This window comes from Mycobacterium sp. ABE4_509, from assembly GCF_056160785.1.
The window spans coordinates 28,680-42,929 of sequence record NZ_JBSWXU010000010.1 but is presented as its reverse complement, the minus strand read 5'-3'; the positions used below and the strand labels follow the sequence as shown (position 1 = coordinate 42,929).

Genomic DNA, 14,250 nt, shown 5'->3' with positions numbered 1-14,250 from the left:
AAGATGACACGTGCCGTCGTCGTGTTGTCCACCGTCGCGACACCTGGAGTTGCGACACTGCGGACGTGGCAGGACAACTGATCGTCTCGATCTCGGGTGTCAGCGACCGCACGATCGCCGACGTCGCCGCCTTCCGTGCCGACCTGCACGACCGCGGTGTTCCGGCGTCGTTCCTGGTGGCACCGCGCATCAAGGGCGGATACCGGCTCGACCGGGACGCCGACACCGTCGACTGGCTGGCCGCCCGGCGCGCCGAGGGCGACGCCCTCGTGCTGCACGGATACGACGAGGCCGCCACCAAGGCGCGCCGCGGCGAGTTCGCGACGCTGCCCGCCCATGAAGCCAACCTGCGGCTGATGGCCGCCGACCGGATCCTCGAGCATCTGGGCCTGCGCACCCGGCTGTTCGCCGCCCCCGGCTGGAACGTGTCCCAAGGCGCTCTGAAAGTGCTGCCGCGCAACGGCTTCCGCCTACTTGCCGGGCTCGGTGGCATCACCGACCTGGTCCGCGAGGGCACCGTCCGCGCCCGGGTGCTCGGTATCGGCGAGGGTTTCCTGGCCGAACCGTGGTGGTGCCGCACACTGGTGCTGTCCGCCGAGCGCACCGCCCGCCGCGACGGCATCGTGCGCGTCGCCGTCGCCGCCCGCCACCTGCGCCGTCCCGGTCCCCGCCAGGCCATGCTCGACGCCGTCGACCTGGCGTTGCTGCACTCGTGTGCGCCCACCGTCTACGCCTGGTATCCGCAACCTGCGCTGACCGACGCCGCATAGCCGGCCGCACTGGCTAGATTGGCGCCATGGCGGATGATGCTGATGTCATCGTGGTGGGTGCCGGCCTAGCCGGCCTGGTCGCGGCATGTGAGCTGGCCGAACGGGGCCGTCGGGTCCTGATCGTCGACCAGGAGAACGCGGCCAACGTCGGCGGCCAGGCGTACTGGTCGTTCGGCGGGCTGTTCTTCGTCGACAGCCCCGAACAACGCCGGCTCGGCATCCGCGACAGCCACGAACTGGCCCTGCAGGACTGGCTGGGCACGGCCGGTTTCGACCGGCCGGAGGACCACTGGCCCCGGCAATGGGCGCACGCCTACGTCGACTTCGCGGCCGGGGAGAAGCGGGCCTGGCTGCGCGAGCGCGGTCTGCAGACCTTCGCGCTGGTGGGCTGGGCCGAGCGGGGCGGCTACGACGCCCGCGGGCACGGGAACTCGGTGCCGCGATTCCACATCACCTGGGGAACCGGGCCCGCGCTCGTCGACGTCTTCGCCCGCCGGCTCACCGGCGACCGGGTCCGGTTCGCCCACCGGCATCGGGTCGACGAGCTCATCGTCGACGACGGCTCGGTGGTCGGGGTGCGGGGCGCGGTACTCGAACCGAGCACCGCCGCGCGCGGGGTCGCCTCCTCGCGGCAGGCCGTCGGCGATTTCGAGCTGCGGGCCCAGGCCGTCGTGGTCGCCAGCGGAGGCATCGGCGGCAACCACGAGCTGGTCCGGAAGAACTGGCCGGCCCGGCTGGGCCGGGTGCCCGAACAACTGCTCAGCGGAGTGCCGGCCCATGTGGACGGACGGATGCTGGGCATCTCCGAGGCCGCCGGCGGCCATGTCATCAACAGCGACCGGATGTGGCACTACACCGAGGGCATCACCAACTACGACCCCATCTGGCCGGCCCATGGCATCCGGATCCTGCCGGGGCCGTCGTCGCTGTGGCTGGACGCGGCCGGTAGACGCCTGCCGGCGCCGCTGTATCCCGGCTTCGACACGCTCGGGACGCTGGAGTACATCGCACAGACCGGACACGACTACACCTGGTTCGTCCTCAACCAGCGCATCGCCGACAAGGAGTTCGGTCTGTCCGGCCAGGAGCAGAACCCCGATCTGACCGGTCGCAGTGTGCGCGCGGTGCTGCAGCGCGCGGTGTCCGGTCCGGCGCCGGTGCACGCGTTCGTCGACAAGGGCGTCGACTTCGTGACCGCGGACTCGCTGCGCGAGCTGGTCGCGGCCATGAACACCGTCCCCGATGTCGAGCCGCTGGACCTCGCCGTGGTCGAGGCCGAGGTCACCGCGCGCGACCGCGAGGTGGCCAACCGGTTCACCAAGGACAGCCAGATCACCGCGATCCGGGCCGCCCGCGGCTATCTGGCCGACCGGGTCAGCCGGGTGGTCGCGCCACACCGGCTGACCGACCCGAAGGCCGGACCGCTGATCGCGGTCAAGCTGCACATCCTGACCCGCAAATCGTTGGGCGGCTTGGAGACCGATCTGGACTCACGGGTGCTGCGCAGCGACGGCGAGGTGCTGCCCGGGCTGTACGCCGCCGGTGAGGCCGCCGGCTTCGGCGGCGGCGGCGTGCACGGCTACCGGTCGCTGGAGGGCACCTTCCTCGGGGGCTGCGTGTTCTCCGGCCGGGCCGCGGGCCGGGCGGCGGCGCGAGCGGTCGGCTGAGCGAATCCGGCGCGCAATGCGACTCCCGGTGTCGCTTAGCGCGCCCGATTCGCTCAGAACTCGGTGCCGTCCTCGGGTTTGAGGACCTGGAAGTCGGTGTCGGTCATCTCGGTGAGCCGACCGTAGAAGATCGGCCGCGCGACCGGGTCGACGATCGCCTGGTGGATGGGCACCGCATGGGTCGGTGCCACGGCCCGCAGATAGTCCACCGCCTCGGAGATCTTCATCCACGGCGCGGCGGCCGGCGTGGCGAGCACATCCACCGGCTCGTCGGGCACGAACAACGCGTCGCCGGGGTGCATCAGCTTCGCATCGTGCTCCCCGTCCCCGACGAGGTAGGAGATGTTGTCGATGACCGGGATCTCGGGGTGGATGACGGCGTGGGTGCCGCCGACGCCACGCACCGACAGGTGGCCGATGGACAGCTGGTCGCCGACGTTGACCGGCTGCCACGGCGCACCCAGCTGGGCGGCGGTCTGCGGGTCGGCGTAGAGGGCCGCCTGAGGGTTGGCCTCGATCAGCGCGGGTAACCGCGCCGTGTCGGCGTGATCGGGGTGCTGGTGGGTGATCAGGATCGCCGACAGGCCGGTGACGCCCTCGAAACCGTGGGAGAAGTTGCCGGGGTCGAACAGGACCGTCGTCTGCGAGCCCGAGCCGTCCGCAAAGCTTGCGAGCAGGCAGGAATGGCCGAAATGTGTGAGCTGCATGTCCCCATGCATACCCGCTTCGGGGGGGTGGTGTGCGCGCGCTCCGGTGATCCGATGTCGCCGCAGGTAGAGTAATCGCCGTGGCAAAAGTGGTGGTGAACGTCATGCCGAAGTCCGAGATCCTCGACCCGCAGGGGCAGGCGATCGTCGGCGCGCTGGGCCGGCTGGGATTCGACGGGATCGCAGACGTCCGGCAGGGGAAGCGGTTCGAGCTCGAGGTCGACGGCGAGGTCGACGACGAGAAGCTCGCCGAGATCGCCGAGTCGCTGCTGGCCAACACCGTGATCGAGGACTGGACGGTCATCCGGGAGGCCGGCGCGTGACCCGCGTCGGCGTCATCACGTTCCCGGGCACCCTCGACGACGTCGACGCCGCCCGGGCGGTGCGACTGGCCGGCGCCGAGCCGGTCAGCCTCTGGCACGCCGACGCCGACCTCAAGGGTGTCGACGCCGTGGTGGTGCCGGGCGGCTTCTCCTACGGCGACTACCTGCGCTGCGGGGCGATCGCCCGGTTCGCCCCGGTGATGGGCGAGGTCGTCGCAGCCGCCGGGCGCGGCATGCCGGTACTGGGAATCTGCAACGGTTTTCAGGTGCTCTGCGAGGCCGGACTGTTGCCCGGTGCGCTGACCCGCAACGCCGGGCTGCATTTCGTCTGCCGCGACGTCTGGCTCGAGGTCGCGTCGAACTCGACCGCGTGGACGACGCGCTACGACAAGGGCGCCGACCTGTTGGTGCCGCTGAAGTCCGGCGAGGGCCGCTACGTGGCCGGCGAGAACGTGCTCGACGAACTCGAGGGCGAGGGACGCGTGGTGTTCCGCTACCGGGAGAACCTCAACGGCTCGATGCGTGACATCGCCGGCATCTCGTCGGCCAACGGCCGAGTCGTCGGGCTGATGCCGCATCCCGAACACGCCACCGAGGCCCTGACCGGCCCGTCCGACGACGGCCTGGGTTTGTTCTACTCCGCGCTGGACGCGGTGCTGGTGTCCTGAGCGTTCAGCGGCGATGGACCCCAACGCATTCCGGTGTGAGGTCCATCGCCTTGCCCGAATGTGGCGTTACTCGTCGCCGCCGTCGCTGTCGCCGTCTCCGCTGTCCGCATCGGAGCCGTTCGCTTTGTCCTTTGCGCCGTTGGAGGGTTGACCGCTAGCGCCGGAACCGTCACCGCCATCGTCGTTGCCGGCGGCATCGCTTGTGTCGGTGTCGGTGTCGGTGTCGGTGTCGTTGTCGGCGTCGGTACCGGTTCCGGTGCCGGTGCCGGTGTCTGATTGACTCTCGTCGTCCAATTCCACAACGTCGTCGTCTTCGGCATCGACCGCCTCGTCCTCGGTCTCGACGATCTCGTCCCCGCTGGTCGAGTCGCCGTCTTCAGACGCATCCTCGGATGTCTCCACTGAATCGACGGAATCGGTTTCCTCGGCGTTCCCGTCCTCGGCAGCGGTGTCGTCCTCATCGGCGACCTCTTCGTCGTCTTCGGCGAGCTTGTTGCTCACGACGACGGTCTGCGGCTGCGGGTTCCCGGTGGCGAGGACACCAGTGGGTACAGATCCGGGATCCTGCGATTCGGAGGCCGAAGCCTGTGCGTCAGGTTCTTCCGCCGTTTCCACCGCAGCGGCCGGCGCGGCACTGCTGGCACCTGCACCCAGCGCGTCGGCGATCGTCTGGGGGAGTGTCACGGTCAGGATCTCGACGAGGCCACCGCCAGGAGTGAGTAGACCCGTATACACGCCGCCCGTGCTCGCTGTGTAGCCGTTGAGGAACGCTCCCACCGCGTCGGCCGGAGCATTGATTACAGCACTCAACGCCGTCGGCAGATCGTCGGCGTTCAGCGCATCGACGAACTGTTGAGCACTGTCTCCCAGCGCGGCGATCACGCCGGTGGGCGGACCGAGCGTTGCGTTCAGCAGTTGGAACGGTAACCCGAACGGGTTTGTCACCGCCGACACCACGTTGTCGAGATTCCCGGTGATGTCGGTCGGGATCGCAAGCGTGGGGAACAGATTGATCCCGACGACGAGTACGGTGCCGACGATCGCGTTGCTGAACGTGGTCGCCGCTTCGGCGGGCTCACCGTCGGCCAGCTGCATGAGAGCTGTTCGCAACTGCTCGGGAAGGGCCGTCGTCAGTTGCGTGACCAGAGCGTCCGCTGCGCCCTGGACCGCTTCGACGGTGATCTCGCCGTAGCCGATCTGATTCTGCAGAAACTGCCGAAGAGCGGGAAAGGGGTCGGCAAGCCACTCGTCGGCGATCGTGCCGGCGTTGACGAACGACGTGGTGAAGACGTCGAGCCAGGTCGTGAACGGGTCCTGGAACGCTGCGAGTTCGACGTTGCCGGACACCGCGGAAGGTGCCGGCACGTAGACCTCGGGCGGTGTCGGTGCGAATGCTGGTGCAACCGCTATGGCGCCGGCCCCGACGATGGCTATCCCGGTTGTGAGCGCCGGCTTTATACCTGCGTGCATGATTGTTCCTGTCAAGTTCGTGATCATGGACGGCGCAGAAGCTACCCCAGGAATGAATTCTTTTTCCGCGCATCGAAGTGCGGATGCAATTTCTCTGACGTGGACGGCCGAGCCGCAACCGAGTGCCGGAGCATCATCCCAAGTCGAAAGATGTCACACTGCGCAATAGCAAACGATAGACAGTTGTTGACTGTTTCATCGCAGAAATAAGCCACTATCGACATTCAGAGGCTTATTCTTCGGGACCGGAATACGGTCCGATCGATGTCGAAGCTGCCCGCCGATGCTGTGTCTGCAGTCGCCGATATTGATGCGATGCGGTCGCTTCACGCCCGGCCCCTGAGCTCCAGTTGGTAGCTGATACGCGGAGCAGCCTGTCTGATCAGCTGGCTGACAACCAGTGTTGTGACAATTGCAGTCTTGCCGAGAATCTGGGCCGAGTTGTCCCGGGGTGTCCGTGGTGTCAATGGGTCTACCACCAGATAATCCGAGTGGCGCCACCGCTGCTTGCGCGTGTTATTCGGTACCGGATAAGGTCCGGCGGACAAATCCAAGGATTGCAGCGGTGCTTCGCCGGCGGCGACCGGAGTCAGTCGCTGGCAAATTCAGATCCGGGGGCTGGTTTCTACTTATCGGTGACCATTCAGTCGTTCCGCTATCCGGCGGCAGCTGTCGGACAGCGTCAACAATTGGCGCCGCCGCAACGGATCAAGGAACGCCGTACGGATCATTTGGGCGTAGGTGATCATGGCTGCCCGCGTCTGGGCGTGGCCTTTCCGGGTGATCGTCGCCATCACCCTGCGCCGATCGTCGGCCCCGCCGACCCGCTGAACCAGAGCCCGTCTCTCCAGCCTGCCGACCTGCTGGCTCACCCGGCTGGGGATGAGGGCCAGGGATTCGGCGAGGTCACCCATGGAGGCCGAGTTCCCCGAGGTGACGAGATGCTGCAGTAGCAGGACGTCCATCAACGTGAGGTTGTGTTGTTGAACCAGGCTGTTTTCCATGGCCGAGTAGAGCCGGGTCGAGGCATCGACGAAGCCTTGTACGGCTTCGTTCTCGGTCTCGCTCAGCGCCGGCAGGAACAGCGCTGGGTGCTCGTGCTTTTCCTCCACCATCGTCGGCTGCTAGCCCGTCGGAGCGCCGATTCGGTGCGAGAGGTCAGGTGCGTGATTCAGACATCGACGGAGTAAACCATCGCGGTCATCTTGGCGGGTCCGGATCACCTTGGTGCCCCTTGTCGTGCGGATTCAGCTACCAAAAATGCTCGCCGAGTACCGTGGCCTGATGGGCAGAAGCCGCGCCCTGGTGCAGCGTGTTGCGCTGCGGCCCGCGTCCCCGGGGAGCCTTCGAACGGGTCGATCACCTGGGAATCTAGCTCCGAATCAGCCGCTTCGTCTCAGCTTCGGAAATATTTCTGTAACCTGTGTCAATTTTCTCGGGTGCCGGATCCGTCCAGGTGACGGTGACGCGAGCAATGGGAGCCAGGCGCATATGTGCGCCCCGGCAAGTTCACCGCCGCGGCACTTCGATTTCGTTTCCGGGCCAGGTTGGGCGTCAATTCGTGGAGCGTTGACGGCCAACCTCAGGCGGCGGGTCGAGGGCTCGGCCTGGAGCCCACCCGGGTCAGGGTGTCAGCGCGACCGAGGCCTCGGCGGTGTAGCACAGGAATGTCATCGTCTCCTGCAGGTACAACGCGACGGTGTCGGCATCGTGGGACAGGTATCCGATCGAGACGTCGGTGCCCAGCTGTAGGTCGAAATCGCCACCGCGGGTGGACATCACGAATGCGCCATCGATCGCCGGGGCCCAGATGATGTCACCGTCGACGAGCCGGTTGAGGTGTTCGAGGATCGGATACCCGTGCGCGGTGGTCTCGGCGACCTTGGTGTACACGTCGGCCGACAGCAGCACCGAGTAGGGGCCGTCGACGCCGGCCAGGCGCAGCTCGCTCAACGCCTGGGCGATGACGTCGGGGATCTCGCGCGGATCGTCGGGCAGCGCCAGCGCCGGGTTGGAGCTGCACTTGCGGATCCCGCCGATGTGGGCGGCCTCGTATCCCTCGAAGATGGCCCGGTCCTCGATGAAGGCCAGCTGCTTGGCGGCGTCCTTGACCGGGTCCCAGTCCGAGTCCTGCGATCCGCGCTCGACGTCGTCGATATCGCTGCGGCGCACGGTGAACGGGACCCGCAACCGGACCAGCGGCTGCGCGGCGCGCAGGTGGGCGATGACGCCGTCTCCGGGAGCGGCCACGTCGATCAGGTGGCCGGTGCTCACCGCGGCGGTCACCGGACCTCCCGGCTCGCTCACGTCGACGACTCGGCGTCCGGCGATGTGGCGCTTGAAGGTCCGGGCGGCTTCCTGCTCGATCTCGGCCCAGGCCGCTTCGGTGACCGGCGCCAGATCCCGATACAGGTTGTTCATTGCGGTTGTCCTTTCAGGCTGCCGATCACCAGAGAACCTGGGTAAACAGTTGCTGGGGAAGGCTTCTCGGGCTCCTCGGGGGCGGGAGCGGTGTCCGCCGCCGGGAGCGGAGGCGGGTCGTCGAGGAAGTCGATGGTGGGGACGAAGAACATGGTGCCCGTCTCGGCCGTCGAGAAATCCAGGATCCGGTCGGTGTTTCCGGGCGGGTCGCCGATGAACATGTTCTCCAGCATCCGCTCGGTGACCGCGGGATCGCCCGAGTAGGCGATGTAGTACGTGCCCGACTCGCCGTCACCCAGGCTGCCGAACGGCATGTTGGCCCGCACGATCTGCAGCTCGTTGCCGTCCTCGTCCTCGATGCTGTTGAGGGCGACATGCGAGTTGGCGGGTTTGACCGAGTCGTCGAGCTCGATGTCCTCGAGTTTGGTGCGCCCGATGATGAGTTCCTGCTCGGTGACGCTCAACGCGTTCCACGAGGCCATGTCGTGGGTGTAGCGCTGCACGTGCACATAGCTGCCGCCGGCGAAGTCGGGATCCTCGCTGCCGATCTGCGCCGCGGTCACCGCATCCGGCCCGTCCGGGTTCTCGGTGCCGTCGACGAAACCCAACAGGTCGCGTTGTTCGAAGAACTTGAACCCGTGCACCTCGTCGACCACGGTGACCGCGCCGGCCATGGCGGCCAGGACGCGGCCGCCGAGCTCGAAGCACACATCCAGGGACCCGCCCTTGATGTGGAACAGCAGGTCGCCCGGTGTCGAGGGGGCGTGGTGCCGCGCGCCGCCGACTTCGACGAACTCGTGCAGCCCGGCGGGCCGGGGGCCGGAGAAGAGCCGATCCCAGGCACTCGAACCGATGCCGGCGATCAACCGGAGCTGTGCCGTGGGAACCCGGAATCCGACGGCGCGCACCAGGCCGGACAGCTCGGCCAGTGCGTCGTGCACCGTGGCGGCCGCCTCGGCGCCCTCGTCGATGGTCGCCACGAGAAAGATCGCCGCCGGGCTCAGCGGCGTCAGAACCGGTTGCGGACGTGCCACCAGGCCACCCTAACGCGACCTGATCTTGTTCTTGGGGTAAGGATGGGGTTCTCATGTCTGCCATGTCCCGCCCCGCGACCGCCGAAGGGCTCTGCGAATTCGTCGACGCCTCGCCGTCGCCGTTCCATGTGTGCCGCACCGCCGCCGACCGGTTGCTGGCGGCGGGCTTCACCGAACTCGCCGAAAGCGATCCCTGGCCCGGACAGGGCGATCACTTCGTGGTGCGGGCCGGTTCCCTGATCGCGTGGCGCTCGGGTGGCGATGCCGGTCGTGCCCTGCCTTTTCGGATCGTCGGGGCGCATACCGACAGCCCCAACCTGCGCGTCAAGCAGCATCCGGATCGGGTGGTGGCGGGCTGGCAGATGGTGGCGCTGCAGCCCTACGGCGGCGCCTGGCTGAACTCCTGGCTGGACCGCGAGCTGGGGATCAGCGGGCGGCTGTCGGTGCGGGTCGGCGACGCCGTCGAGCACACCCTGGTGCGGGTCGACGAACCGATTCTGCGGGTGCCGCAGCTGGCCATCCATCTGGCCGAAGACCGCAAGGCGGTCGAACTGAACCCGCAGCGTCATGTCAACGCGGTGTGGGGAGTCGGATCCACCCCCCGGCCCTTTCTCGGCTACGTCGCCGAGCAGGCGGGTGTCGACGCCGCCGCGGTGCTCGGCTTCGATCTGATGACCCACGATCTGGCGCCGTCGCGCCGGGTCGGGGTGGACGGCGCTCTGGTCAGTGCCCCCCGGCTGGACAACCAGGCCACCTGCTACGCCGGGCTGGAGGCGTTCCTGGCGGCCTCCGGTGCCGCGGGCGCCGTGCCGGTGCTGGTGCTGTTCGACCACGAAGAGGTGGGTTCGCAGTCCGACCACGGCGCCCAGTCCGAGCTGCTGCTCACCGTTCTGGAGCGGATCACCCTGGCGGCCGGGGGCGGACGCGAGGATTTCCTGCGCCGGCTCCCGGGATCGATGGTCGCCTCCGGCGACATGGCGCATGCCACCCACCCGAACTATCCCGACCGTCACGAGCCGGGCCACCTCATCGAGGTCAACGGCGGACCAGTGCTCAAGGTGCAGCCCAACCTGCGCTACGCCACCGACGGGCGGACGGCCGCTGCCTTCGCCCTGGCGTGCGCCCGGGCCGGCGTGGAATTGCAGCGCTACGAACACCGCGCCGACCTGCCGTGCGGGTCGACGATCGGGCCGATGACCGCGGCGCGAACCGGTATCGCGACCGTCGACGTCGGGGCGCCGCAGCTGGCGATGCACTCCGCGCGCGAGGTGATGGGCGCCGCGGACGTCGCCGACTATTCGGCTGCTCTTCACGCGTTCTTGTCACCGGCCTGACATAAGGTCCCGGTATGCCCCTGAACGTGGAGATGATCACCTTCGACTGTGCGGATCCCGACGGTCTGGCCGACTGGTGGGCCAAAGCCGCCGGCGGTGAGGTGAATGCCGTGGCACCGGGTGATTTCGTGATGGTCACCGCCCAGGGGCGTGCGACGCTGGGTTTTCAGCGGGTGCCCGACCCGACACCCGGCAAGAACAAGATGCATCTGGACTTCCACGCCGAAGACAAGGAAGCCGAGGTGGCCCGTCTGGTCGGGCTCGGTGCGCGGGAGACCGCCCGGCACAGCTTCGGTGCGGAGTTCAACTGGGTCGTGTTGGCCGATCCGGAGGGCAACGCCTTCTGCGTGGCCGGAGCTTGAGTCCCGTCAGGATCGGGCCGAATAACGGCTGAACGCCTGCTCGGCGACGGCGACGGCGGCGCCGACCACCACGACCCCGGCCACGGTCAGCCCGATGCGTTCGACACCCACCTGCAACACGCTGCCCGATCGTGCGTTGAGCAACACCGCGGCCGCTGTGGCGAAACTGGCGAAATAGGCGTACCGGGCGTGCTGCAGCTGCAGTACTGCCGCGGTGACGATCGCGGCGATTCCGATGAGCAATCGGATGTCTGCGTTCGGTGCGGCGACCGCCACGACAACGGCGCCGAACCCGCCGGCGAGTGCTCCGAGCGTGCGTTCGCCGATCAGCGTCCTCGACTCGTGATTGGCCGGCCGCGCAACCAGCAGAACCGTCGTGAGCAGCCAGCCCGCGGTGCTCTGCAGAAACCACGTCGAAGCCACGAAAGCCAGCGGCCCGAGCGTCAGTGCGAGGGCCGCGGTGTAGAGCAGCACCACCGGTGTGGCGACAGGTTCGGGTGGGCTGGAAGCGTCTTCGGAGTAGTTGCCGCGGAGCGCGATCGCGGCGACCAGCGCCGCCCAGAGCCCGCCGAGCACAGCCACCAGGCCGGCCAGTGCCGCCTGCCCGACGCTGCCGGGCGTCCAGTCGGCGAACGACACGGAGCCAGGTCCGGCGATGACCGTGATCGACGGCTGCAGGGCGGCGAGCGCGGCCACCAGGTGCAGGCCCCGAAACGCGCTCAGGCCGACCAGCACGGCGGCGCCGAGCATGAACACGCCGGTCAGCAGGGGGTGGCTGTACACCAGCACTGCCAGGGCATTGAGCACAGCCGACACCGGTATCGCGGTCAGCGCGTATCGGGGTGACAGTGCCCAGGCGATCGCGACGGGCAGGCTGCCGGCGACGAAGACTGCGGTCACCGGAGACAACGGCGTGAACGGGATAAGGGCTGCGGGGGTGAACAGCACCACCACGACGACGACACGGAACACGACGCCTCGCACCGTGGACGTGTGCTCAGGTGCACTCACGATGACGCCACCGTAGCCTCCGGGGACAGTGCGGGGCCCCAGAGTATCCCGGAGCAGCCCGCCACGGATGCCGGCACGGAACCGATGGACGGCGTCGCCGTCGGCCGACTCCTGGACAGGCGAATAAACTGACGCCGTGACATCTGGGTTGACCCATGAGGTAGACACCGTCGAGCGGGCCACCGCCACTCCCGACCAGCCCCAGCCGTTCCGGGAGCTCGGGCTCAAGGACGACGAGTACGAGCGGATCCGCGAGATCCTGGGCCGCCGGCCCACCGACGCCGAGCTGGCGATGTACTCGGTGATGTGGAGCGAGCACTGCTCCTACAAGTCCTCCAAGGTGCACCTGCGCTACTTCGGTGAGACCACCACCGAGCAGATGCGCTCGGCGATGCTGGCCGGTATCGGGGAGAACGCCGGCGTCGTCGACATCGGCGACGGCTGGGCGGCCACCTTCAAGGTCGAGTCGCACAACCACCCGTCCTACATCGAGCCCTACCAGGGTGCGGCCACCGGCGTCGGCGGCATCGTGCGCGACATCATGGCGATGGGCGCGAGGCCGGTCGCGGTGATGGACCAGCTGCGCTTCGGCGCGGCCGACGCGCCCGACACCCGCCGCGTCCTCGACGGCGTGGTGCGCGGCGTCGGGGGCTACGGGAACTCGCTGGGCCTGCCCAACATCGGCGGCGAAACCGTGTTCGACGCCTGCTACGCGGGCAACCCGCTGGTGAACGCCCTGTGTGTCGGGGTGCTGCGCACCGAGGACCTCAAGCTGGCGTTCGCGTCCGGGTCCGGTAACAAGATCATCCTGTTCGGTGCGCGCACCGGCCTGGACGGCATCGGCGGGGTGTCGGTGCTGGCCTCGGAGACCTTCGGCGGCGACGAGAGCGGCGCGGGACACGAAGCCGGAGGCGGAGCTGGACCATCGAGGTCGCGCAAGAAGCTGCCCAGCGTGCAGGTCGGTGACCCGTTCACCGAGAAGGTGCTCATCGAATGCTGCCTGGAGCTCTACGCCGCCGATCTGGTGGTCGGCATCCAGGACCTCGGCGGCGCCGGATTGTCCTGCGCCACCTCGGAGCTGGCCTCGGCCGGTGACGACGGCATGAAGGTCGAACTGGACAAGGTGCCGCTGCGCGCGACCAACATGACCCCGGCCGAGATCCTGTCCAGTGAGTCGCAGGAGCGCATGTGCGCGGTGGTGACCCCGGACAACGTCGACGCGTTCCTGGCGGTGTGCCGCAAATGGGACGTGCTGGCCACCGTGATCGGTGAGGTCACCGACGGTGAACACCTGGAGATCACCTGGCACGGGGAGACGGTCGTCGACGTGCCGCCGCGCACCGTCGCCCACGAGGGTCCGGTCTACCAGCGGCCGTTGGCCCGACCGGACACCCAGGACGCGCTGATCGCCGACACCTCGGCGGACCTGCCGCGCCCGGCCACCGGTGACGAGCTGCGCGCGACGCTGCTGGCGATGCTAGGCAGCCCGCACCTGTGCAGCCGCGCCTTCATCACCGAGCAGTACGACCGCTACGTGCGTGGCAACACCGTGCTGGCCGAACACGCCGACGGCGGGGTGCTGCGCGTCGACGAACAGACCGGCCGCGGCATCGCGATCTCGACCGACGCGTCCGGGCGCTACACCGCGCTGGACCCGTACGCCGGTGCGCAGCTGGCGCTGGCCGAGGCCTACCGCAACGTCGCGGTCACCGGTGCCACCCCGGTCGCGGTCACCAACTGCCTGAACTTCGGGTCCCCCGAGGATCCGGGGGTGATGTGGCAGTTCCGTGAGGCTGTGCACGGCCTCGCGGACGGCGCTGCGACGCTGGGGATTCCGGTCACCGGCGGCAATGTCAGTTTCTACAACCAGACCGGCACCGCCGCGATCCTGCCCACCCCGGTCGTCGGGGTGCTCGGAGTGATCGACGACGTGCGCCGCCGCATCCCCACCGGGCTGGGCGCCGAGCCGGGGGAGTCGCTGATCATGCTCGGCGACACCCTCGACGAGTTCGACGGCTCCATCTGGGCGCAGGTCAGTGCCGGCCACCTCGGCGGGGTGCCGCCGAAGGTCGACCTGGAGCGCGAGCGGCTGCTGGCCGAGGTGCTCACCGCGGCCTCGCGCGACGGTCTGGTCTCGGCGGCCCACGACCTGTCCGAGGGCGGGTTGATCCAGGCGGTCGTCGAAGCCGCGCTGGGTGGTGAAACCGGTTGCCGCATAGTTCTTCCCGATACATGGGATCCCTTCGTCGCGCTGTTCTCCGAGTCGGCGGGCCGGGTGCTGGTTGCGGTGCCGCGCACCGAGGAGAGCCGGTTCGTGGCGATGTGCCAGGCGCGGGGGTTGCCCGCCACCCGCGTCGGGGTGGTGGATCAGGGGCCCGAGACCGAGGAGCCCACCGTCGAGGTGCAGGGACTGTTCACGGTGACTCTGGCGGAGTTGCGCGGCACCTGGGAGGGCGTGCTGCCCGGATTGTTCGGGTGACGGG

Annotated in this window: 13 protein-coding genes; 7 read left to right on the top strand and 6 right to left on the bottom strand. The window is 68.4% G+C overall.

Features of this window, described 5'->3' with window-relative positions:
• Positions 1-65: 65 nt before the first annotated feature.
• Together ACXAID_RS04040 and ACXAID_RS04035 are read left to right on the top strand one after the other, a co-directional pair.
• Positions 66-770: a DUF2334 domain-containing protein gene (locus ACXAID_RS04040; RefSeq protein WP_475020895.1), complete on the top strand. Its 705-nt coding sequence runs from the start codon at positions 66-68 to the stop codon at positions 768-770.
• A gap of 26 nt (positions 771-796) precedes the next feature.
• Positions 797-2,437, top strand: a complete 1,641-nt coding sequence (locus ACXAID_RS04035; RefSeq protein ID WP_475020894.1) for an FAD-binding dehydrogenase — start codon at positions 797-799, stop codon at positions 2,435-2,437.
• Between the two features lie 53 nt (positions 2,438-2,490).
• Here ACXAID_RS04035 and ACXAID_RS04030 read toward each other — a convergent pair whose 3' ends face one another.
• Complete coding sequence (locus ACXAID_RS04030) at positions 2,491-3,144, bottom strand: MBL fold metallo-hydrolase (protein ID WP_475020893.1); 654 nt, start codon at positions 3,142-3,144, stop codon at positions 2,491-2,493.
• An 80-nt stretch (positions 3,145-3,224) separates the two neighbouring features.
• Here ACXAID_RS04030 and purS point away from each other — a divergent pair, with 80 nt between their 5' ends.
• Both purS and purQ read left to right on the top strand, forming a co-directional pair.
• Entirely contained in the window at positions 3,225-3,467 is a 243-nt protein-coding gene (purS, locus tag ACXAID_RS04025; RefSeq protein WP_475020892.1) for a phosphoribosylformylglycinamidine synthase subunit PurS, read from the top strand.
• Positions 3,464-4,135, top strand: coding sequence for a phosphoribosylformylglycinamidine synthase subunit PurQ (purQ, locus tag ACXAID_RS04020; RefSeq protein WP_475020891.1), 672 nt, complete (start codon positions 3,464-3,466; stop codon positions 4,133-4,135). Before purS ends, purQ begins: the two co-directional genes overlap by 4 nt.
• A gap of 66 nt (positions 4,136-4,201) precedes the next feature.
• On the opposite strand, the gene ACXAID_RS04015 is transcribed toward purQ, so the two are convergent.
• From ACXAID_RS04015 to ACXAID_RS04000, 4 genes are all read right to left on the bottom strand, one after another.
• On the bottom strand, positions 4,202-5,500 hold the full coding sequence (locus tag ACXAID_RS04015; RefSeq protein ID WP_475020890.1) for a hypothetical protein: 1,299 nt from the start codon (positions 5,498-5,500) through the stop codon (positions 4,202-4,204).
• 734 nt (positions 5,501-6,234) lie between these two features.
• Positions 6,235-6,720: a MarR family winged helix-turn-helix transcriptional regulator gene (locus tag ACXAID_RS04010; RefSeq protein ID WP_475020889.1), complete on the bottom strand. Its 486-nt coding sequence runs from the start codon at positions 6,718-6,720 to the stop codon at positions 6,235-6,237.
• 508 nt (positions 6,721-7,228) lie between these two features.
• Positions 7,229-8,026, bottom strand: a complete 798-nt coding sequence (locus tag ACXAID_RS04005; RefSeq protein WP_475020888.1) for a family 1 encapsulin nanocompartment shell protein — start codon at positions 8,024-8,026, stop codon at positions 7,229-7,231.
• Positions 8,023-9,060, bottom strand: a complete 1,038-nt coding sequence (locus ACXAID_RS04000) for a Dyp-type peroxidase (protein WP_475020887.1) — start codon at positions 9,058-9,060, stop codon at positions 8,023-8,025. The genes ACXAID_RS04005 and ACXAID_RS04000 overlap by 4 nt, the downstream gene beginning before the upstream one ends.
• 62 nt (positions 9,061-9,122) lie before the next feature.
• Between ACXAID_RS04000 and ACXAID_RS03995 the strand changes: the two genes are divergently transcribed.
• Positions 9,123-10,394, top strand: a complete 1,272-nt coding sequence (locus ACXAID_RS03995; RefSeq protein WP_475020886.1) for a M18 family aminopeptidase — start codon at positions 9,123-9,125, stop codon at positions 10,392-10,394.
• A gap of 14 nt (positions 10,395-10,408) precedes the next feature.
• Entirely contained in the window at positions 10,409-10,756 is a 348-nt protein-coding gene (locus ACXAID_RS03990) for a VOC family protein (RefSeq protein ID WP_475020885.1), read from the top strand.
• Positions 10,757-10,762: 6 nt separating this feature from the next.
• Here ACXAID_RS03990 and ACXAID_RS03985 read toward each other — a convergent pair whose 3' ends face one another.
• Positions 10,763-11,767, bottom strand: coding sequence for an FUSC family protein (locus ACXAID_RS03985; RefSeq protein ID WP_475020884.1), 1,005 nt, complete (start codon positions 11,765-11,767; stop codon positions 10,763-10,765).
• 148 nt (positions 11,768-11,915) lie between these two features.
• On the opposite strand from ACXAID_RS03985, the gene purL reads away from it, so the two are divergent.
• Positions 11,916-14,246, top strand: coding sequence for a phosphoribosylformylglycinamidine synthase subunit PurL (purL, locus tag ACXAID_RS03980; RefSeq protein ID WP_475020926.1), 2,331 nt, complete (start codon positions 11,916-11,918; stop codon positions 14,244-14,246).
• Positions 14,247-14,250: the final 4 nt, after the last annotated feature.

What these genes read in the sequence shown, in the direction of transcription:
- ACXAID_RS04005 (WP_475020888.1), bottom strand. Translation starts at nt 8,026, where the DNA reads ATGAACAACCTGTATCGGGATCTGGCGCCGGTCACCGAAGCGGCCTGG.
- ACXAID_RS04035 (WP_475020894.1), top strand. Translation starts at nt 797, where the DNA reads ATGGCGGATGATGCTGATGTCATCGTGGTGGGTGCCGGCCTAGCCGGC.
- ACXAID_RS03995 (WP_475020886.1), top strand. Translation starts at nt 9,123, where the DNA reads ATGTCCCGCCCCGCGACCGCCGAAGGGCTCTGCGAATTCGTCGACGCC.
- ACXAID_RS03990 (WP_475020885.1), top strand. Translation starts at nt 10,409, where the DNA reads ATGCCCCTGAACGTGGAGATGATCACCTTCGACTGTGCGGATCCCGAC.
- ACXAID_RS04030 (WP_475020893.1), bottom strand. Translation starts at nt 3,144, where the DNA reads ATGCAGCTCACACATTTCGGCCATTCCTGCCTGCTCGCAAGCTTTGCG.
- ACXAID_RS04010 (WP_475020889.1), bottom strand. Translation starts at nt 6,720, where the DNA reads ATGGTGGAGGAAAAGCACGAGCACCCAGCGCTGTTCCTGCCGGCGCTG.